Consider the following 20,765-nt stretch of genomic DNA (forward strand, 5'->3'; position numbering starts at 1 on the left):
GGACCACCTCATATGACAGGCCCCGACGACAAGGCAATCGATGCGGCCGCTGCCGACACCGGCGGCGGCACCGCGCTGGCGGTGATCGACCCGGCCGGACGCCTGAGCCGGTGGACCGACAGCGCGCGCCGACTGCTGGGCTACCGGGCCGAGGAAGTACTGAGCACCCCCGCCATCGACCTGCTGGCCGAGGTGGACGACCTGCCGCACGACTTCACCGGCGGGTGGTCCGGCACGGTCGCGCTGCGGCACCGCGAGGGCCGGCCGTTCCCGGTGGGGCTGCGGGTCTCCCCGCTGCCGGGGCGGAACGGGCAGGTGGACTGGCTGGTCTCGACGACGACCACCGAGGCCTCGGTGCTGGAGGCGGTCGGCGAGGCCTGCCCCTTCCCGATGGCCGTGTGGGACGCCGACCTGCGCATGACCTGGCTCAACGAGGCCCTGGCCCGGTCCTACGGGACGCCCCGCGAGCAGCGCCTCGGGCGGCGGCTGGACGAGTCGCCGCTCTACCGCAACACCCGGGAGGTCACCCGGCTGCTGCAGAAGGTGCTGGACACCGGCGTACCGGAGATCGACCACGAGCTGGAGCAGCTGGACCACTACCGCCACCGCGCCTACGCGCTGTCGGTGTTCCCCGTCGCCAACGCCCGCGACGGCCGGCCGGGGGTCTGCTCCCTCAATGTGGACGTCACCAGCAGCCGGCGGACCCGGGAGCGGATGACCCTGCTGAGCCGGGCGAGCCGGCGCATCGGCGCGCACCTGGACGTCATGCAGACCGCGCAGGACCTGGCCGACGTGCTGGTGCCGGTGCTCGCGGACTACGTCACCGTCGACCTGGCGGAGTCCGTCGAGCTCGGCGACGCCCCGCTCGCCCGGCTCGGCTCGGCGCAGGGGGACGTCCCGGCCTTCTTCCGCGCCGGGCAGATGTCCATCCACGAGGACTTCCGGGAATCGCTCTGGCCGCGCGGGAGCGCCGTCTTCGTCCCGCCGGACTCCCCCTTCATCGAGGTCCTGCATTCGGGCCGGTCCCATATGGAGACCGTCCTGGACGCCGGTCCCGGCAACTGGCTCGACCACGACCCGCGGCGCCGGGAGCGGATCCTGACCCTTGGGATGCACACGCTGCTGATCCTGCCCATCCACGCCCGCGACGAGATCCTGGGCATCGCGGTGATGGTCCGCACCGACAACCCGCTGCCCTTCGACGAGAACGACCGGACGCTCGCCGAGGAGCTGGTCAGCCGTGCCGCGCTGAGCCTGGACAACGCCCGCCGCTACACCCGTGAGCACACCGCGGCCCTGGCGCTGCAGCGGAACCTGCTGCCGAGCAACCCGGACGGCGGGAACGCCGTCGACGTGGTGTCCCGCTACCTGCCCTCGGACGCGGAGGGCGGCGTCGGCGGCGACTGGTTCGACGTGATCCCGGTGTCCGGCGCCCGGGTGGCCCTGGTGGTGGGGGACGTCGTCGGGCACGGCATCAACGCGGCGGCGACCATGGGGCGGCTGCGCACCGCGGTGATCACCCTCGCCGCCCTGGACCAGCCGCCCGACGAACTGCTCACCAACCTCGACGAGTTGTTCGTGCGCCTCACTGAGGAGTCCGACGACCGGGCGCCGCCCACCGCGCTCATGGGCGCGACCTGCCTGTACCTGGTCTACGACCCGGTGACCCGGTACTGCGTCGGGGCGCGGGCGGGCCATCCGCCGCCCGCGGTCATCGACCCGGCGTCGGGCGAGGTGTCCTTCCTCGACATCCCCTCCGGGGCGCCGCTGGGCATCGGCACCCGGTCGTTCCTGCCGGTCGCGCACCAGCTGCCCGAGGGCAGCGTCCTCGTCCTGTACACCGACGGCCTGGTCGAGACCCGGGAGCACGACATCGACCACGGCCTGCAGCGCCTGCGCCGGGCGCTCACCCAGCCGCCCGGGACCGGGCTGGAGGACCTGTGCGCCATGGCGATGGGCACGCTCGGCGACCACCGCCAGGACGACGACGTGGCGGTGCTGATCGCCCGCACCCGGACGCTGTGCCCGAGCCGGTTCGCCACCTGGCAGGTGCCGCGGGACCCCGCGGCGGTCGCGGGCCTGCGTGCCGCGGCCGTGCGGACGCTCACCGACTGGGGCCTGGAACGCCTGGTGCCCGCAGCGGAGCAGATCGTCGGCGAACTGCTCGCCAACGCCGTGCTCCACGGACTGGCACCGGTGCGGCTGCGGCTGATCCGCGACCGGGTCCTGGTCTGCGAGGTCTTCGACCACGGATGCTCCATGCCGCGGCAGCACCACAAGGCGTCCCCGGCCGACGAGTCCGGACGCGGCGTCGCCGTCGCCGCGGCACTGTCCTCACGGTTCGGCGTCCGCAGTTTCCCCGAGGGCAAGAGCGTCTGGGCGGAACTGGAGTTGCCGCCCGGCTACACCGGCCCGCCGTGCTGAGGATGTCCCCGCCGGTGCCCCGACCGGCAGGGCACTCCGCCGGGCCGTACGAGCCCTACCGGCGTGCGACGGATGGTGAACCTGTGACCCGATAGAAGCCCCGGTTGTCACCCGCGAAGCGTAGAGTGCGCTTGCTGCACAGCTTTTTGAACGCGTTCAGGAGGATCACGGGGAGGGTCGGCCATGCGCCGAGGCGTGAAGGCGGGGATCATCGGCACGGTGTTCGCGGGGATGGTGGGAGTCGCGGGCTACGGTGCGTACAACCTCTACCAGGGGTTGAACGGCGGCGGCGGGGGCTTCACGGCCCAGGCCGCGCCTGTCGAAACGGGGCCGCCGTCCGCGGCCGAGGTACGCAAGACGGCGGCCGACTTCCTGGCTGCCTGGGCCAAGGGCGACACCGCGGCCGCCGGGAGCCTGACCAACGACGCCACCGCGGCGAGCGAGGCCCTGGCCGCCTACCGCACCGAGGCCCACGTGACCCGGGTGAAGCTGACGCCCGGCACCCCGGTGGACCGCGTGGTGCCCTTCAATGTCGTCGCCACGCTCTCGTACCAGGGCAAGACCTCCACGTGGAAGTACGGCTCCGCGCTCACGGTCTTCCGCGGCGCCACCACCCACAAGCCACTGGTGGACTGGGAACCGTCGGTGCTGAACCCGAAACTGACGGCAGGCCAGTCCCTGGTGACCGGGGAGGCCCCCTCCCCGCAGGTGGTCGTGGTGGACCGGTCCGGCAAGACCCTGGACGCCGCCAAGCTCCCCTCGCTCGCCTCCGTCCTGCCGCAACTGCGCGAGCGGTACGGCAGCAAGCTCAGCGGCGGCAAGGCCGGTATCGAGACCTGGGTCAACGGCGGCGACGGCCCCGGGCAGACCCTGCACACCATCACCAAGGGCACCCCGGCCAAGCTGCGGACCACCCTCGACGCGCGGCTCCAGGCGACCGCGGAACAGGCCGTCAAGGGCAAGCCGCAGTCGTCGGTCGCGGCGGTGCAGGCGAGCACGGGCGAGATCCTGGCGTTCGCCAACAACCCGTCCACCGACAACAACAACGCGTTCAACGCCCAGGTGGCGCCCGGCTCCACCTTCAAGGTCCTCACCGCGACGGCCCTGCTGGAGAAGGGCGTCAGCCCCGGCACCGCCGCGCCGTGCCCGGCGACCGCCAATTACGACAACGGCAAGATGTTCCACAACGTGGAGAGTTCGTCCGACCCCTCGGCGACCTTCCAGCGGGACTTCGCCATCTCCTGCAACACCGGCTTCATCAAGCTCGCGGGCAACCTCAGCGAGTCCTCCGTGCCCACCGTCGCCCAGCGCTACTACGGCTTCGGCCAGACCTGGAACGTCGGCGTCCCGGCCTGGGACGGCCGCGTGCCCGGAGGCAGCGGCGACGAGATGACCGAGGAGATGATCGGCCAGGGCCAGATCCAGATGAGCCCCCTCAACATGGCCGCCGTGGCGGCGACCGCGGACACCGGCACCTTCCGCCAGCCCCGGCTGGTCTCCGCCGGCCTCATCGGCGAACCGCTCGCCAAGGCCGGCAGCTCGCTGCCGTACGGCGTGCGGAGCAACCTCAAGTCGATGATGCGGCTCACCGCGTCGAGCGGCACCGCCGCCGGGGCGATGAGCGGCGTCTACGGGGACGTCGGCGCGAAGACCGGCTCGGCGGAGGTCGGCGGCCAGGAGAAGCCGAACGGGTGGTTCCTCGCCTACCGCAACGACGTCGCAGCCGCCGGCATGGTGCTGGAGGGCGGCCACGGAGGCGATTCCGCCGGGCCGATCGTGGCGTCCGTGCTCAAGGCCTCCTCGTAAACGGTTTGGCGTCCGGCCCCCGTACCGGGCTAGCGTTCCGGGCATGCAGACCCCCGCCACCGCCGCCCACCCCCGGTTCGCCGAGGCCCTCGCCGGACTCGGGCTCGAGGTCCCCGTACGTTCCTTCCCGGACGCGACCCGCACCGCGGCGCAGGCCGCGGAGGCGATCGGCTGCGAGCTCAGTCAGATCGTCAAGTCGCTGATCTTCCAGGCGGACGGCGCCCCGGTGCTCGTCCTCATGGACGGCGCCTCGCGGGTCGACGTGGAGCTGGTCCGGGCGGAGCTGGGCGCGACGGCCGTCCGCCACGCCGACGCGGACCTGGTGCGCGAGACGACGGGGTACGCCATCGGCGGCGTACCCCCCTTCGGGCACCGGACCCGCACCACCGTGCTGGCCGACCGGCAGTTGCTGCGGCACGAGACCGTGTGGGCCGCCGCCGGCACCCCGCACACCGTCTTCCCGATGGCCCCGGGCGACCTCGTCCGGCACGCCGGAGCCACCCTGGCCGACGTCCGCGAACGCCCCGCGTGACCCCCCTCATAGCGGCGGCCGTCCTGGTCGCCGCGGTGACGCACGCCTCCTGGAACGCCCTCGCCCACGGCATCGGCGACCGGTTCGCCGCCTTCACCCTCGTCGGCGCGGGCGGCGGGCTGTGCGCCGCCCTCATCGCCCTGTTCGCGCCGGTGCCGGCGTCCGGGGCGTGGCTCTGCCTCCTGGCGTCGGTGGGCATCCATCTCGCCTACATGTACCTGCTGATGAAGTCCTTCACCCTGGGCGACTTCGGGCAGGTCTACCCCGTCGCCCGCGGCGTCGCCCCCATGGTGGTGACCCTGCTCGCGGCCGTGTTCATCGGCGAGGTGCCGGACGCCTGGCAGGCCGCGGGCGTCGCCGTCGCCTCCGCGGGGCTGGCCGGCACCGCCCTGTGGGGCATGCGCGGACGCGGCCCCGACTGGCCCGCGCTCGGCGCGGCCGTCGGCACCGGCCTGACGATCGCGGCGTACACCGTCGTCGACGGCGTGGGTGTCCGTGCCTCCGGCACCGCCCTCGGCTATGTCGCGTGGCTCCTGCTCCTCCAGGGCATCGTGCTGGCCGGCACCGCCTTCGCGGTGCGCCGCGCGGCCCTGCTGCCCCAACTGCGCCCCGTCGCCGGGCGCGGCCTCCTCAGCGGCGCCCTCTCCGTCTCCGCCTACGGGCTCGTCCTGTGGGCCCAGACCCGCGGCGAGCTGGCCCCCATCGCCGCCCTCCGCGAGACGTCGATCATCGCGGGCGCGGTCATCGGCGCGGTGTTCTTCCGCGAACGCCTCGGGCGCCCGCGGATCGTCGCGTCCCTGGTGGTCGTCGCGGGCATCGGACTCATGCTGCACTCCTGAGGGCTGGTCCGCGCAGAGCGTTCACTTCTCATCCATTGCAACAAGTGTGCTCTCAACCCCGTTGCATTGACATCAAATCCATTGCAACAATTTCCCTGACTTTACCTGCAACAACGCCGATTTGGCGCAACAACTTCATTGCAAGATTAATGAATGCAACGTAGCGTTTCCCACATCGGAAACAGCGAATCAAGGAGCGCACGATGCAGAAGTTCGACACCCCCGCCCCCGTCTCCGTCGTCCTCGACGTCCCCGCGGGACGCGTCCGGTTCATCGCCGCCGACCGGTCCGACACCACGGTCGAGATCCTGCCCGCGGACGCCTCCAAGAGCCGCGACGTGAAGGCGGCGGAGCGGACCGAGGTCGCCTACGGCGACGGCGTCCTGCGCATCGACGCCCGGGCCGCGGGCAACCGGGTCCTCGGCGCCTCCGGATCAGTCGAGGTGACCGTCCAACTGCCCGCCGGCTCACGCGTCGAGGCGAAGGCGGCGAGTGCCGACCTCCGGGGCGTCGGCCGGCTCGGCGACGTCGTCCTCGACGGCCAGCAGGCCACGGTCAAGCTCGACGAGACCGGGAGCGCCCGCCTCACCGTCCTCGCCGGCGACATCTCGGTCGGCCGCCTGGGCGGCCCCGCGGAGATCAGCGTCCAGCAGGGCGACATCCACATCACCGAGGCCGTCCAGGGCACCGTCACCCTGCGCACCGAGCACGGCGAGATCTCGGTCGGCGCCGCCCACGGGGTCTCCGCCTCCCTGGACGCCGGCACCGCCCACGGGCGGATCCACAACACGCTCAAGAACACCGACGGCGGCACCGCCGGCCTGACCATCCACGCGACCACCGCCTACGGCGACATCACCGCCCGCAGCCTGTAAAGGAGAGCACCCCTCATGACCAACGTGGCCATCGCGGCGAACGGGCTGCGCAAGTCCTACGGCGACAAGACCGTCCTCGACGGGATCGACCTGGCCGTCCCGGAAGGAACGATCTTCGCTCTGCTCGGGCCGAACGGCGCGGGCAAGACCACCGCCGTCAAGATCCTTTCCACCCTGATCTCCGCGGACGGCGGACAGGCCCAGGTCGCGGGGCACGACCTGGCCACCGCCCCGCAGGCGGTACGCGCCGCGATCGGCGTCACCGGGCAGTTCTCCGCCGTCGACGGCCTGATCACCGGCGAGGAGAACATGCTCCTCATGGCCGACCTGCACCACCTGCCCCGGCCCGAAGGACGCCGCACCGCCGCAGAACTCCTGGCCCGCTTCGACCTCACCGACGCCGCCGGCAAACCCGCCTCCACCTACTCCGGCGGCATGAAACGCCGCCTCGACCTGGCCATGACCCTGGTCGGCAACCCCCGCATCATCTTCCTCGACGAACCCACCACCGGCCTGGACCCCCGCTCCCGCCACAACATGTGGCAGATCATCCGCGAACTCGTCACCAGCGGCGTCACCGTCTTCCTCACCACCCAGTACCTCGAGGAAGCCGACGAACTCGCCGACCGCATCGCCGTCCTCCACAACGGCACCATCGCCGCCGAAGGCACCGCCGAAGAACTCAAACGCCTCATCCCCGGCGGCCACGTCCGCCTCCGCTTCACCGACCCCGCGGCCTACCACCACGCCGCCACCGCACTGCCCACCGCCACCCACGACACCGAAGCCCTCACCCTCCAACTCCCCAGCGACGGCAGCCAGCACGCCCTGCGCACCCTCCTCGACACCCTCGACACCGCCGGCATCCACGCCGACGAACTCACCGTCCACACCCCCGATCTCGACGACGTCTTCTTCGCCCTCACCGACACCACCGCAGCCATCAGGGAGACCGTCCGATGAGCACCCTCACCCTCGCCGTCCGCGACTCCACCACCATGCTCCGCCGCAACCTCCTGCACGCACGCCGCTACCCCTCCCTGACCCTGAACCTCTTGCTCACCCCGGTCATGCTGCTGCTGCTCTTCGTCTACATCTTCGGCAACGTCATCAGCGCCGGCATGGGTGGTGGCGCCGACCGCTCCGCGTACATCGCCTACGTCGTCCCCGGCATCCTGCTCATGACCATCGGCAGCACTGTCATCGGGGCGGCCGTCTCCGTGGCCACCGACATGTCCGAGGGGATCATCGCCCGCTTCCGCACGATGGCGATCCACCGCGGGTCCGTGCTCATCGGGCACGTCGTCGGCAGCGTCCTGCAGTCCGTCGCCAGCGTCGTCCTGGTCGGCGCGGTCGCCGTCGCCATCGGCTTCCGCTCCACCGACGCCACGGCCCTGGAGTGGCTCGCCGCGTTCGGCCTGCTCGCCCTCTTCGCCCTGGCGCTCACCTGGATCGCGGTCGGGATGGGCATGGCCAGCCCCAACGCGGAGGCCGCCAGCAACAGCGCGATGCCGCTGATCCTCCTGCCCCTCATCTCCAGCGCGTTCACCCCGATCGACGCGATGCCGGGCTGGTTCCAGCCGATCGCCCAGTACCAGCCGTTCACGCCGGCCATCGAGACGCTGCGGGGGTTGCTGCTGGGGACGGAGATCGGTTCCAACGGGTGGCTCGCGGCCGGCTGGTGCGCGGTGCTCACGGTGCTGGGCTATCGCTGGTCGACGGCATCCTTCCGACGCGACCCCAAGTAGACGTCGCCCGTTGAGCGGTTTTTTCCCCGCCCGCCCGCCCGAGTGCCCCGTGAAGTCACGCACCCCGGCGCCCGTTTCCTTGGGCGCCGGGGTCGGGGCCTCCGGGGCTGGCCATTCTGGACAGCACATTTCGGTGCCTCAGGCACTCGCCGCTGATCACCCCGGGTCATGCACCCAAATATGCTCCACAGTCCAGAACACCCACCCCTACGACCCCGCCCCCTCCGTTGTGTCCGCGCCTGATCCCCGGTGGGGGTATTGAGGGGGACCGTGCTCGGGCCATCCGTTGGCGCAGCGCGGGGGCAAACGCCGGAACTCAGATTCAGCTCAGCGGAATGACGAACCTTCGGCAACCATCCCGAGGCGTGAGTAGGTTCCGCCTCATCACGCTGAACGGGCGCGGGACAGCAAGCAAGTGGAAGAGCACCACGCTGCCGCCCGGCAAGTCGTACGTAGTGATGGTCGTCTGCGCCGGGAAGGCGTAGGTCGACCTCTCGCTGGGGTCGAGCCTCCCGGTCCGTCAGGCCCTGCCGCGTGACTGCGCGCCGGGGACCTTTGAGATCGACGCCACCGGGGAGCCCGGCGCTGCTGGGATGGTGGCCTGGCGCATCAGCACGATTGCGGGGTGATCCTTTGCCCCACCCGGCCGCGCTGCGCCAACGGGTGGCCCGGGCACGGTGCCGCTTCTACCCCCCTCCGGGGATCAGGCGCATGACGAAACGGAGGGGGCGGGGTCGGAGGGGTGGGTGTTCTGGACTGTGGAGCATATTTGGGTGCATGACCCGGGGTGATCAACGACAGGTACCCGAGGCACCTAAATGTGCTGTCCAGAATGGCCAGCCCCGGAGGCCCCGCACCCGGCCCCCACGAAACGCGCGCCGGGGTCACTGACTTCACAGGGCACACGGGCGGGAGGGCGGGGGAAAAACCGGTCCGGACGCGAAGCGTCAGGCGCGGCCGCGGAACCCCACGTTGTGGATGAGCACGCCCCCGTCCACCGGCAGCACAACCCCCGTCACCCACGCCGCGTCCCCGGACGCGAGGAACGCCACCGCCGACGCGATGTCCTCCGGCTCGCCGACCCGCCCGAGGGGATAGATCTCCGCGATGCGGTCGAGGTCGTCCTCGCGCCCGTCCCACGCGGGCGTGCGGACCGTCCCTGGGGCGACGAGGTTGACGCGGACGCCGCGCGGCGCGGCGTGCACCGCGAGGGTGCGGGTGAGCGACGCGAGGCCCGCCTTGGCGGCGCTGTAGGCGTGGTTGCCGAAGTTCATGTGCCCGTTGACGGAGCCGATGCTCACGATCGCGCCGCGTCCCCCGGCCTCCGCCAGGTACGGCAGGGCCGCCCGCGCGCAGCGCATCGCGCCGGTGAGGGTGATCTCGATGTCCTCGTACCAGTCCGCGTCGAGGAGGTCCTCGAAGAGCGGGGGGTCCACATGGCACGCGTACGCGTTGTTGACCAGGACGTCGAGCCGCCCGAAGCGTTCGACGGCGTGGGCCATGGCCGCGTCGACCGCCTCCTGGTCCGCGACGTCGCAGGCGACCGCGCCGGCCACGCCGCCACCGTCCGTGTGCTCCGTGAGCGCGGCCGCCGTGGCCGCCGCCCGCTCCCCGTCGAGGTCGGCGAGGAGGACCGCGGCGCCCTCGGACATCAGCCGCCGCGCGGTGGCCGCGCCGATGCCCTGCCCGCCTCCGGTGACGACGGCGACGTGTCCTTCGAACCTGCGCATGCGCGTGTCCTTCCGCCGCTCGCGGGACGCCATTTCGCCCCGCGCCCCCTCTCGCCCCCCTACTCGCGCGTAGCGTAACGTGCACGCACACCAAAAGGGAGCGGAGAGGCACACCCATGGCGCTGGACGCGGACGTCGTCGTCGTCGGAGCGGGACTGGCCGGGCTGGTCGCCACCGCGGAACTGGCCGACGCGGGCAGGAAGGTGATCCTGCTCGATCAGGAGCCGGAGTCCAACTTCGGGGGGCAGGCGTTCTGGTCGTTCGGCGGCCTCTTCCTCGTGGACTCGCCCGAGCAGCGCAGGATGCGCATCAAGGACGACCGGGAACTGGCCCTGCAGGACTGGATGGGCACCGCCGGGTTCGACCGCCCCGAGGACCGCTGGCCGCGCGAGTGGGCCGAGGCGTACGTGGACTTCGCCGCCGGCGAGAAGCGCTCGTGGCTGCACGCGCAGGGGCTGCGCTTCTTCCCGCTCGTCGGCTGGGCGGAGCGCGGCGGTTACCTGGCCACCGGGCACGGCAATTCGGTGCCGCGCTTCCACATCACGTGGGGCACCGGCCCGGGGGTGGTGGCGCCGTTCGCGCGCCGCGTGCGGGAGGCCGTCGCCAAGGGCCTGGTGGAGCTGCGCTTCCGGCACCGGGTGACGGCGCTGACCACGACCGGCGGGGCCGTGGACGGTGTGGCGGGCGAGGTGCTGGTGGACAGCGACGCCGAGCGCGGCAGGCCGAGTTCGCGGGAGGTCCGCTCGGAGTTCCGGCTCGGGGCGCAGGCGGTGATCGTCACCTCGGGCGGCATCGGCGGCAACCACGACCTGGTGCGCAAGGCATGGCCCGAGCGGCTGGGCACGCCGCCGCGCAAGCTGCTCTCCGGCGTCCCGGCGCACGTGGACGGCCTGATGCTGGGCATCGCCGAGCAGGCGGGCGGCCATCTGATCAACGGCGACCGGATGTGGCACTACACCGAGGGCATCGAGAACTGGAACCCGATCTGGGCCCGGCACGGCATACGCATCCTGCCCGGCCCGTCCTCGCTGTGGCTGGACGCGACGGGCAGGCGGCTGCCGGTGCCGCTGTTCCCCGGCTTCGACACGCTCGGCACGCTGGAGCACATCATGCGGACCGGCCACGAGTACACGTGGTTCGTCCTCACCCAGAAGATCATCGAGAAGGAGTTCGCGCTGTCGGGCTCCGAGCAGAACCCGGACCTGACCGGCAAGAGCGTGCGCGAGGTGCTGCGCCGGGTGCTGCCGGGCGCGCCCGGCCCGGTGGAGGCGTTCAAGGAGCACGGCGTGGACTTCGTCGTCGAGAGCGACCTGTCCGCCCTGGTGCGCGGGATGAACGCGGTCACCGAGGACGACCTGATCGACGAGGCCGCGCTGCGCCGCGAGATCACGGCCCGCGACCGGGAGATCACCAACACCTTCACCAAGGACCTCCAGGTCACCGCGATCCGCGGGGCCCGCAACTACCTCGGCGACAAGCTGAGCCGCACCGCGACCCCGCACCGGCTGCTGGACCCGAAGGCCGGCCCGCTGATCGCGGTGCGGCTGAACATCCTGACCCGCAAGTCGCTCGGCGGCCTGGAGACCGATCTGGACAGCCGGGTGCTGCGGGCCGACGGGCAGCCGCTGCCGGGCCTGTACTCGGCGGGCGAGGCGGCCGGCTTCGGCGGCGGCGGGGTGCACGGATACCGCTCGCTGGAGGGCACGTTCCTCGGCGGCTGCATCTTCTCCGGCCGTACCGCGGGCCGCGCGGCGGCCGCGGCCACCGCCTGAGCGGCGGCCCGCCCCTCGCCCTGTCCGGTCGTACCGGTGTGCGACCCCGGTCCGGGGACGCCGTGCGCGGGAGGCACCATGGAGGGGAGCAAGAGCGGCGGCGCAAGGCGGGAGTACGGGCAGTGGTGGACGTCCTGGGAGCGGTGGCGGACGGTTTCGAGCCGGTCCGGGAGGCTTTCGTCCGGAACTTCGAGGAGCGCGGGGAGCTCGGCGCGGCGGTGACGCTGTACCGGGACGGCCGGAAGGTCGTGGACCTGTGGGCCGGCGCGGCGGACGCGGACGGCGACGGGACCGGGGCGGGGTCCGGGGCCGCGTGGGCGGAGGACACCGCGCAGGTGGTCCGCTCCGCGACCAAGGGCGTGGCCTCGGCATGCCTGCTCCTGCTGCACCAGCGCGGGCAGCTCGACCTGGACGCCCCGGTCGGGACGTACTGGCCGGAGTTCAAGACGGCCGGCAAGGAGCGGGTGACGGTGCGCGACGCCCTGGCGCACCGGGCGGGCGTGCCCGCGCTGGACACCCCGCTCACCCCGGCGCAGGCGATGGACGGTGTCAGCGGCCCGCGGGCGCTCGCCGCGCAGGCGCCGTTCTGGGTGCCGGGGGGCGACCACGGCTACCACGCGATGACCTACAGCTGGCTGATAGGCGAGCTGGTGCTGCGCGCGAGCGGCGGGCGCTCGGTCGGCCGCTACGTGGCGGAGGAGATCGCCCGTCCGCTGGGCCTGGACCTGTGGGTGGGCCTGCCGGCCGGGCAGGAGGCGCGGGTCGGCCGGATCGCCGCGATCCGGGCCCCGGAGGCGCCCCCGGCGGCGGGGCTGCGCGCGCGGCCCAAGCGCAGCGTCACCGAGGCGTACGACAACCCCCGGTCGCTGACCCGGCAGGCGTTCGGCGCCATCGACCCGCTGCCGGACGAGAACGACCCCGCCTACCGTGCCGCGGAGCTCGCGGCGTCCGCGGGCATCGCCACCGCGCGCTCGCTGGCCCGCTTCTACGCCGCCCTGGTCGGCGGCCTGGAGGACGGCGGTCCCCGGCTGTTCGCCCCGGCGACGCTCACCTCGGCGCGCACGGCCGAGTCGGAGGGCCCCGACCGGGTCCTGGTGGTGAACACCCGCTTCGGCCTGGGCTACATGCTGCACGGCCCGTCCTCGCCCTTCCTGTCCCCCGGTTCCTTCGGGCATCCCGGCCGGGGCGGCTCGCTGGGCTTCGCCGACCCGGACGCCGGGATCGGCTTCGGCTACGTCACCAACGGCATGCAGAAGAACGTCACCGCCGACCCGCGTGCCCAGGCGCTGGTGCGGGCGGTACGGGAGTGCCTGCGCTGACGCGGGGCGGCGCGGACGCCGGCACGGGTCGCCACGAGTTGCCCGGGCCCCGGGACCCGCGAACGATGGATGGGTGAGCGACGCCGCGTACCTCCGGTTTCCGCATGTCCACGGTGAACGGCTGTGCTTCGTCGCCGAGGACGACATCTGGGTCGCGCCCCTGGACGAGGGGCGCGCGTGGCGGGTGACGGCCGACCGGACCCGGGTGGGCCATCCCCGTTTCTCGCCGGACGGTTCGGTGATCGCCTTCAACAGCTGGCGCTCGCTGGACCCCGAGGTCCATCTCGCACCGGTGGAGGGCGGGCAGGCGAGCCGGCTCACCTACTGGGGCAGCCCCGACACCCGCGTGCGGTCCTGGACACCGGACGGCCGGATTCTGGCCGTCTCCTCGCACGGTGAGCCGTTCTCGCACTACACGTGGGGGTACGCCGTCCGCGCCGACGGCGGCCCGGGCAGCCGGCTGCCGTGGGGGCCGGTGTCGGACGTCGCCGTGCGGGACAGCGCCGCAGGCGAGCACCAGACGCTGCTGCTGTCGGCGACCGCGCCGCACGAGCCCGCCTCGTGGAAGCGGTACCGGGGCGGGGCGACGGGCCGGCTGTGGCTGCAGGGCGAGCTGCTGGTGCCGGACATCGGCGGGCACCTGGAGTCGCCGATGTTCGTGGGCGAGCGGATCGCCTTCCTCAGCGACCACGAGGGCATCGGCAACCTCTACTCCTGCCGGCCCGACGGCACGGACCTGCGGCGCCACACCGACCACGCCGACTTCTACGCCCGCCACGCGGCCACCGACGGCCGGCGGGTGGTCTACCAGTGCGCGGGCGGGCTGTGGATGGTCGACGAGCTGACCCCCGACTCGGCACCGCGGCGCCTGGACATCGACCTCGGCGGTACGCGGGCCGGGCGGCGCCCCTACCAGGTGCCGGCGGCCGCCTATCTGGACGGGCTGGCCGTGGACCGCACGGGCCGGGCGAGCGCGGTGTGCGTGCGCGGCAGCCTGTACTGGCTCACGCACCGCGACGGCCCCGCCCGCACCATCTCCGACGAGCCCGGCTCGCGGGTCCGGCTGCCGGCGATGCTGGGTGACACCGGCCGGATCGCCTTCGTCACGGACGCCGACGGCGAGGACGCGATCGAGATCGCGGCGCTGCCGGGCCGGCCGGCGGCGCTGGCCGTGGCCGAGATCGCCGACGAGGACGACGCCGTGGCGCAGGCGCTGCGGGCGACCGAGGAGGCGGGCGGGAACGCGCCGGCCGGTGCGGAGGAGGACGGGACGGCCGGCGAGGGCGCGCGCGCCCCGTGCCACAGCGGCGGCGCACGACTGGCCTGCGGGGAGATCGGCCGGGTGCAGGAACTCGTGCCCTCCCCCGACGGCGAGACGATGGCGGTCGCGGCCCACGACGGGCGGCTGCTGATGGTCTCCGCGGAGACGGGCGCGGTCACCGAACTCGTCCGCTCGGACAACGGCCCCGTGCGCGACCTGGCCTTCTCCCCGGACTCGGCGTGGATCGCCTGGTCCCAGCCGGTGGTCGGCCGCTCGCTGCGCAAGATCCGGATCGCCCGGCTGGTGCCGGACCCCGAGAGCGGGGAGCGCACGGTCATCGACGTCACCAACGGCCGGTTCGAGGACGAGCAGCCGGTCTTCACCCGTGACGGCCGCTATCTGGCCTTCCTGTCCTGGCGCGGCTTCGACCCGGTGTACGACGTGCACACCGGCGACCTGTCCTTCCCGCTGGGCTGCCGCCCGCACCTGGTGCCGCTGCACTCGGCGACGCCGTCGCCCTTCGCGCTGCCCGTGGAGGGCCGGCCGGCCGGCGGCGGTCTCGACCCGACGGACTTCGCCGAGGGCCCGCTGGCGGTGGAGGCCGCCGGGTTGCCGATGCGGGTGACGCCGTTCCCGGTGCCGGCCTCCAAGTACAGCTCGCTGGAGGCGGTGCGCGGCGGGCTGACGTGGCTGCGCTGGCCGATCTCCGGCGCGCTCGGCGAGACGTTCGTCAATCCGACCGACCCCTCGGCCCGGCCGACGCTGGAGTACTTCGGCCTGGCCAAGTCCAAGCGGGTCGAGCTGGTGCGGCACATGGACTGGTACCGGGTCAGCGGCGACGGCACGCACCTGGTGGTCTTCGACGAGGGCGAGCTGACGGTCGTGCCCGCCTACGAGCCGGGCGACCTGGACTCCACCGTCTACGTCGACATGCGGCGGGTGCTGCACGAGGCCGACCCGCCCGCCGAGTGGCGCCAGGCGTACGCGGAGGCCGGGCGGATCATCCGCGACTACTTCTGGGCCCCTGACATGTGCGGCATCGACTGGCCCGCGGTGCTCGACCAGTACCGCCCCCTGGTCGAACAGGTCTCCACCCCGGACGAGTTCGCCGACCTGCTGCGCGAGGTGCTGGGCGAGCTCGGCACCTCGCACGCGTACGTCGCCCCGGCCCGGCGCAACGAGGGGCCGCCGCACTACCAGCGGCCGATCGGCCTGCTGGGCGTCAACTTCGCCCACACCAAGGACGGCCGGTGGGTCGTGGGCCGCATCCTGCCCGGCGAGTCCTCGGACTCCAGGGCGCGTTCGCCGCTGGCCGGCACCGGCATCCTGGAGGGCGCGACGCTCACCCACGTCGACGGCCGCGCGGTGGACCCGGTCGCCGGTCCCGGGCCGCTGCTGTCGGCGGCGGGCGGCACCACGGTGGAGCTGACGTTCACACCGCCCGGCGACGGCCCCCCGCGCCGGGTCGCGGTCGTGCCGCTGGTGGACGAGCGCCCGCTGCGCTACCAGGACTGGGTGGCCAAACGCCGCGCGGTGGTGAGGGAGTTGAGCGAAGGCAAGTGCGGCTATCTGCACATCCCCGACCTCGGCGGCTCCGGCTGGGCGCAGTTCAACCGCGATCTGCGGATGGAGGTCGTGCGCCCGGCGCTCATCGTCGACGTGCGCGGGAACGCCGGCGGCAACATCAGCGACCTGGTGGTGGAGAGCCTGACCCGCAAGATCCTCGGCTGGGACTGGATCCGCGACGCGCAGCCGGTGAGTTACGCGGGCAACGCGCCGCGCGGGCCCATCGTTGCGCTGGCCGACGAGGCGACCGCCTCCGACGGCGACATGATCACGGCGACCTTCCGGCTGCTGTCCATCGGCCCGGTGGTGGGCCACCGCACCTGGGGCGGCGTGGTGGGCATGACCGGGCGGCACCGGCTGGGCGACGGCACGGTCATCACGGTGCCGATGAACGCGGCCTGGTTCGAGGCGTACGGCTGGTCGGTGGAGAACCACGGCGTGGAGCCGGACATCCCCTGCATCCGCACCCCGCTGGACTGGGCGGAGGGCCGGCGCACCGATGTGGAGGTGGCGGTCCAGACCGCGTTGGACCTGCTGGAGAAGCATCCCCCCGCGACACCGCCCGACCTGTCAGACCGCCCCGACCGCCGCCGCCCCCCGCTTCCCCCGCGCCGCTGAAGGACGCCGCGGCGCCCGGAGCGCTCAGGGTGGTGCCCGGGACGCCGTCCCGCCCACCGCGACCGCCCCGCCCGCAGCACGCCAACGGCTCCCCGCCGAGCCCGCTTCGCCGCCCGCGCCCCCGCCGGGCCCGCCCGCCCACCACGGTCACGGCACGGAACCTCCCGCCCCCGGACCGCCGGCCCCTACCGCTGAAGGACGGCCCCGCGGCCCCTGCCGTTCGTTCGCCGCACCCACCGCGGCACGGACGACATGCTTCAAGGCGGTGCGCCCGCCCTCCGGAAGCACCCCCCGGACGCCGACAACCCCCGCCGTACTCCGCTCGGCGCCGCGCGCACCCGCGGCCCCGGCCGCTTCGAGGCGGTGCGCCCGCTCCCGGGCGGCACCACCGCGTGGGCCCCCGCACGGGACCGCCCGCCGCCGGACGTCAACGGCCCTCCCCCGTACCCGGCTCGGCGTACCCGGCTCGGCCACCGCGGCCCGGAACGCGGCCCCGAGGCACGGACACGGGAAGGGGCGCGCCCTCACGGGCGCGCCCCTCGGCGCTCACGCCTGAACCACGCGGGTCAGTGGTCCCGGTGCTGCCGCTCGTCCCGGATCGCGGACTGCTCGCGACCGGTGCCCTTCGGCGAGGACTGCGGGGACTGCTTGCCGGACTGACCACCCTGGCCGGGCTGCCGCTGCTGCGTCCTGCCCTGCTCGCCCTGCTGGCGCATCTGCTCGTCGGTCATGCCCTGGGACTTGTCCCGGGTCTGGCCGATCCGCTCCTGCGGGCGGTCCTGCTGGCGCTGCTGCCCGGCCTTGCTACGCGTGGGGTCGTTCTTGCCCATGATCACTCCTTCGTGATGTGTGGACTGGGCCTCGACCAGGCTGACACGTCCGGACACGCTACGCATTTCGGACGAACGCGCTGCGTGAACAGTGCTGGTCAGAGTGCCTTTTCGGACCGCGCACGCTCATCGGCCGCGCCGCCAGGGCCGACCAGCCCGTGCCGTATGCCGCCCGCCGCCGCGATCCTCGGCTCCAGGCGGCGCATTTCGCGCTGCCCGATGGCGCCGCCGATCAGCCCCGGCAGGTAACCGCGCACGGACTGCATGCCGCGCAGCCACCACTGGGCGTAGACGTGCGGCGAGCGGCGCGCGACGCCGTCCGCGATGCGCTCCACGGCCGGCTCCAGCGGGTACGTGCGGTTGGCCGGCCACGGCAGCCTGCGGCGGGCCGCGCGCATCACGTCGTCCTCGTCGGCGCCGCGCACCATGTCGGTGTCGGTCCAGCTCAGGTACCCCACGCCGACCTTCACGCCCTTGGCGCCCACCTCGGCGCGCAGGCAGTGCGCGAACGCCTCGACGCCCGCCTTGCTCGCGCAGTACGCGGTCATCAGCGGCGCCGGGGCGATCGCGGCGAGCGAGGCGATCTGGAGCAGATAGCCGCGCGAGGCGATGAGCGCCGGCAGGAAGGCGCGTGCGGTGGCGACACCACCCAGCAGATTGACCTGGATGACCCGGTCGAAGTCGGCCGCGTCCACGTCGAGGAACGGACCCCCGGTCGCCACACCGGCGTTGGCGACCACCGCGTCGACCCGTCCGTAGCGCTCCACGACCTCCCCGGCGACGCGCGCCATCGCGTCCCGGTCGGTGACGTCGGCCGTCCAGTGCCCGGTGCCGGAGCCGATCTCCGCGGCGACCGCCTTGAGTTCGTCCGGCTCCAGCCCGACGAGCGCCAGACGGGCGCCGCGCGCGGCGAGGGTGCGGGCCAGCAGTGCGCCGACCCCGCGGGCGGCGCCGGTCACCACCACGACCTGGCCGTTCAGCGACCTGCTCATGCCTTCTCCTCCTTGACCTGCGCCTGCGGCCGCAGATGGTCCGTGATCAGGGTGCGGACGACGCCCGCGACCGCGGCGGGTGCCTCCAGCGGCGTCATGTGGCCGAGGCCCGGCAGTTCGGTGAGACCGGCGAAGTGGGAGAGCCGTGCGGCCAGCCCCCGGGCGTGCACCGGCGGGGTCAGCTTGTCGTCGGTGCCCACCAGCACGGCGGTCGGTACGCGCAGCGCCGCCACTCCCGCGTCCAGGTTGAGCCCGGCCAGCACCCGCCCCCACGCCGCGCGCTGCCTGCGCCCGCAGGCGTGCACGATCCGCGCCGTCGCGGCGACCAGTTCCGGGCTCGAATCCGGGCCGAGGATCCCGTACTTGAGGGCCGCGCGGGTCACCGCGGACTGCGGCCCCAGCGGCGCCGCGCTGATCAGCAGGAAGCGGTGGAAGGCGTCGCGCACCCGCTTGGCGCGCACCCGCGGCGGCAGTACCAGCGTCTCGGCGAGCAGCCGCCCGCTGCCGGTGCTGGCCAGCAGCAGCGCGGCGGTACGGGACTGGATCGCCGGCCGGTCGCCCGCCGCCATCGCCGTCATGCCGCCCATGGAGTGACCGACCAGCACCGCCTTCTCGTCGGAGGCGAGCACGGACTCCAGTACCGCGGTCAGGTCGTCGGCGAGCGCGTCGGTGCCGTAGCCGTCGCGCCGCGGCGTCCCGCTGCGGCCGTGACCGCGCTGGTCGTACGCCACGACCCGGTACTCACCGGCCAGTTCGTGGACGAGCGGCGCCCAGAACCGGGTGTTGCAGGTCCAGCCGTGGATCAGCACGACGGTCGGCGCCGTGCCCGGCTCGGGGCCGTACTCCTCCACGTTGATCGAGGTGCCGTCGGCGGAGCGCACGAAGTGCGCGTGCCGGGCCTTGGGCAGGTCGAAGACGCCGCTGGTCACGAAGCCACCTCCACAGGGGCCGGGCGCTGCTCGGGGGCGCCGGCGGTCACGATCGTGTACTCGTCGAGCCTCACCCGGCGGGTGGCGCGCCGGAACCCGGCGGTCGTCCCCGGCCAGACGGTGGTGTTGCGGCCCTGGTCGTCCAGGTACCAGCTGACGCAGCCGCCGGTGTTCCACACGGTGCGGACCATGCGGCGCTGCACCTCCTCGTTCCACGACCGCACGGCATCCGGCCTGGCGTCCAGCGCGGCGGCGCCGGTGGTGTCCAGGGCCCGCAGGTAGTCGGCGATGTAGTTGAGCGAGGACTCGATCATCAGGATCATCGAGCTGTTCCCGAGGCCGGTGTTGGGCCCGATGACGAACAGCAGGTTGGGGAAGCCGTCGACGCTGGAGCCGCGCAGCGCGGCCATCCCGTCCTTCCAGTGCTCGGCCAGCGTCCGCCCGTCGGCGCCGAGGACCCGGTCGCCGATGGGCATGTCGGTGACGTGGAAGCCGGTGCCGAAGACGATGGCGTCTACCTCGCGCTCGGTGCCGTCGGCCATGACGATCGTCGAGCCGCGCACTTCCCTGAGCGCGGAGGCCACGACCTCGGTGTTGGACCTGGTGAGCGCCGGGTAGTAGTCGTTGGACAGCAGGATGCGCTTGCAGCCGATCCGGTAGTCAGGGGTGAGCTTCGCGCGCAGGACCGGGTCCTTGACCGCCTTGGCGAGGTGCGACAGGGCGAGCCGCTGCACGCCCCCCAGCAGCGCCGGGCGCTTGGTGAAGGCGCCCACCTGCAACTCGCGCAGCAGCCAGAGCATTCCGCGCCGCGCCCTGGCGGTCGCCGGGACCTTCCCGTGCAGCCACCGCTCGGCCCGGGTGATGTCCCGGTCCATGCGCGGCATCACCCACGGCGGGGTCCGCTGCACCACGGTCAGGCTCTCCACCTCGGGCTGGATCGCCGGCACGATCTGGATGGCGGAGGCCCCGGTGCCGATCACGGCGACGCGCTTGCCCTTGATGTCGTAGTCGTGGTCCCACTGCGAGGAGTGGAAGACCGCGCCCGGGAAGGCGTCAAGGCCCGGGATGTCCGGCAGCCTGGGGTCGGACAGCGGGCCGCCCGCCGAGATCAGGACGTCTGCGGTCAGCTCGCCGCGCGAGGTGGTGATGTGCCAGTGCCGCGCCTCGCCGTCCCAGCGGGCCTGGCGCACCTCGGTGTCCAGCCGCAGATGGGGACGGAGGCCGAAGGTGTCGGCGACGCGCTCCAGATAGGCCCGGATGTGCGGCTGGCCGGAGAAGGTGCGCGGCCACTCCGGGTTCGGCGCGAACGAGAAGGAGTACAGGTGCGAGGGCACGTCGCACGCGCACCCCGGATAGCTGTTGTCGCGCCAGGTGCCGCCGACGGAGTCGCGCCGCTCCAGCACGACGAAGTCGGTGATCCCCTCCCGGCGCAGCCGCACCGCTGCGCCGAGGCCGCCGAAGCCGGATCCGATGACTGCCACCCGTACGTGTTCTGTGCGCTCGGCCATGCCGCCGCCTCTCGGT

General features: G+C 73.2%; 15 protein-coding genes. 10 read left to right on the top strand and 5 right to left on the bottom strand.

Annotation, left to right across the window (positions count from 1 at the left end):
• Positions 1-12 precede the first annotated feature (12 nt).
• The 7 genes from PV364_RS21360 to PV364_RS21390 all read left to right on the top strand — a co-directional run bounded on the left by PV364_RS21360 (position 13) and on the right by PV364_RS21390 (position 8,224).
• On the top strand, positions 13-2,424 hold the full coding sequence (locus PV364_RS21360; protein WP_319661731.1) for a SpoIIE family protein phosphatase: 2,412 nt from the start codon (positions 13-15) through the stop codon (positions 2,422-2,424).
• A 183-nt stretch (positions 2,425-2,607) separates the two neighbouring features.
• Positions 2,608-4,230, top strand: coding sequence for a penicillin-binding transpeptidase domain-containing protein (locus PV364_RS21365; protein WP_319661732.1), 1,623 nt, complete (start codon positions 2,608-2,610; stop codon positions 4,228-4,230).
• Between the two features lie 43 nt (positions 4,231-4,273).
• Complete coding sequence (locus PV364_RS21370; RefSeq protein WP_319661733.1) at positions 4,274-4,762, top strand: YbaK/EbsC family protein; 489 nt, start codon at positions 4,274-4,276, stop codon at positions 4,760-4,762.
• Positions 4,759-5,601, top strand: a complete 843-nt coding sequence (locus tag PV364_RS21375) for a DMT family transporter (protein WP_319661734.1) — start codon at positions 4,759-4,761, stop codon at positions 5,599-5,601. Before PV364_RS21370 ends, PV364_RS21375 begins: the two co-directional genes overlap by 4 nt.
• Before the next feature lie 203 nt (positions 5,602-5,804).
• Positions 5,805-6,476 carry a DUF4097 family beta strand repeat-containing protein gene (locus PV364_RS21380; RefSeq protein WP_319661735.1) on the top strand — a complete coding sequence of 224 codons (672 nt, stop codon included), beginning with the start codon at positions 5,805-5,807 and terminating at the stop codon, positions 6,474-6,476.
• Positions 6,477-6,491: 15 nt separating this feature from the next.
• Complete coding sequence (locus PV364_RS21385) at positions 6,492-7,439, top strand: ATP-binding cassette domain-containing protein (RefSeq protein ID WP_319661736.1); 948 nt, start codon at positions 6,492-6,494, stop codon at positions 7,437-7,439.
• Positions 7,436-8,224, top strand: coding sequence for an ABC transporter permease (locus PV364_RS21390; protein WP_319661737.1), 789 nt, complete (start codon positions 7,436-7,438; stop codon positions 8,222-8,224). Before PV364_RS21385 ends, PV364_RS21390 begins: the two co-directional genes overlap by 4 nt.
• A 947-nt stretch (positions 8,225-9,171) precedes the next feature.
• Here PV364_RS21390 and PV364_RS21395 read toward each other — a convergent pair.
• On the bottom strand, positions 9,172-9,954 hold the full coding sequence (locus tag PV364_RS21395) for an SDR family NAD(P)-dependent oxidoreductase (protein WP_319661738.1): 783 nt from the start codon (positions 9,952-9,954) through the stop codon (positions 9,172-9,174).
• 116 nt (positions 9,955-10,070) lie between these two features.
• Here PV364_RS21395 and PV364_RS21400 point away from each other — a divergent pair, with 116 nt between their 5' ends.
• The 3 genes from PV364_RS21400 to PV364_RS21410 all read left to right on the top strand — a co-directional run bounded on the left by PV364_RS21400 (position 10,071) and on the right by PV364_RS21410 (position 16,490).
• Positions 10,071-11,726 carry an FAD-binding dehydrogenase gene (locus PV364_RS21400; RefSeq protein ID WP_319661739.1) on the top strand — a complete coding sequence of 552 codons (1,656 nt, stop codon included), beginning with the start codon at positions 10,071-10,073 and terminating at the stop codon, positions 11,724-11,726.
• Positions 11,727-11,848: 122 nt separating this feature from the next.
• Positions 11,849-13,045 (top strand): serine hydrolase domain-containing protein, encoded by a 1,197-nt coding sequence (locus tag PV364_RS21405; protein WP_319661740.1) that lies wholly within the window; start codon positions 11,849-11,851, stop codon positions 13,043-13,045.
• Between the two features lie 73 nt (positions 13,046-13,118).
• On the top strand, positions 13,119-16,490 hold the full coding sequence (locus PV364_RS21410; protein ID WP_319661741.1) for a S41 family peptidase: 3,372 nt from the start codon (positions 13,119-13,121) through the stop codon (positions 16,488-16,490).
• A gap of 566 nt (positions 16,491-17,056) precedes the next feature.
• On the opposite strand, the gene PV364_RS21415 is transcribed toward PV364_RS21410, so the two are convergent.
• The 4 genes from PV364_RS21415 to PV364_RS21430 all read right to left on the bottom strand — a co-directional run bounded on the left by PV364_RS21415 (position 17,057) and on the right by PV364_RS21430 (position 20,749).
• Positions 17,057-17,320: a hypothetical protein gene (locus PV364_RS21415; protein WP_319661742.1), complete on the bottom strand. Its 264-nt coding sequence runs from the start codon at positions 17,318-17,320 to the stop codon at positions 17,057-17,059.
• A 98-nt stretch (positions 17,321-17,418) separates the two neighbouring features.
• Positions 17,419-18,312 (bottom strand): SDR family oxidoreductase, encoded by an 894-nt coding sequence (locus tag PV364_RS21420; RefSeq protein ID WP_319661743.1) that lies wholly within the window; start codon positions 18,310-18,312, stop codon positions 17,419-17,421.
• Positions 18,309-19,241: an alpha/beta hydrolase gene (locus PV364_RS21425; protein WP_319661744.1), complete on the bottom strand. Its 933-nt coding sequence runs from the start codon at positions 19,239-19,241 to the stop codon at positions 18,309-18,311. Before PV364_RS21425 ends, PV364_RS21420 begins: the two co-directional genes overlap by 4 nt.
• Positions 19,238-20,749 (bottom strand): NAD(P)/FAD-dependent oxidoreductase, encoded by a 1,512-nt coding sequence (locus PV364_RS21430; protein ID WP_319661746.1) that lies wholly within the window; start codon positions 20,747-20,749, stop codon positions 19,238-19,240. The genes PV364_RS21425 and PV364_RS21430 overlap by 4 nt, the downstream gene beginning before the upstream one ends.
• Positions 20,750-20,765 lie beyond the last annotated feature (16 nt).

The organism is Streptomyces sp. MI02-7b (assembly GCF_033793585.1).
Classification (GTDB): Bacteria; Actinomycetota; Actinomycetes; order Streptomycetales; family Streptomycetaceae; genus Actinacidiphila.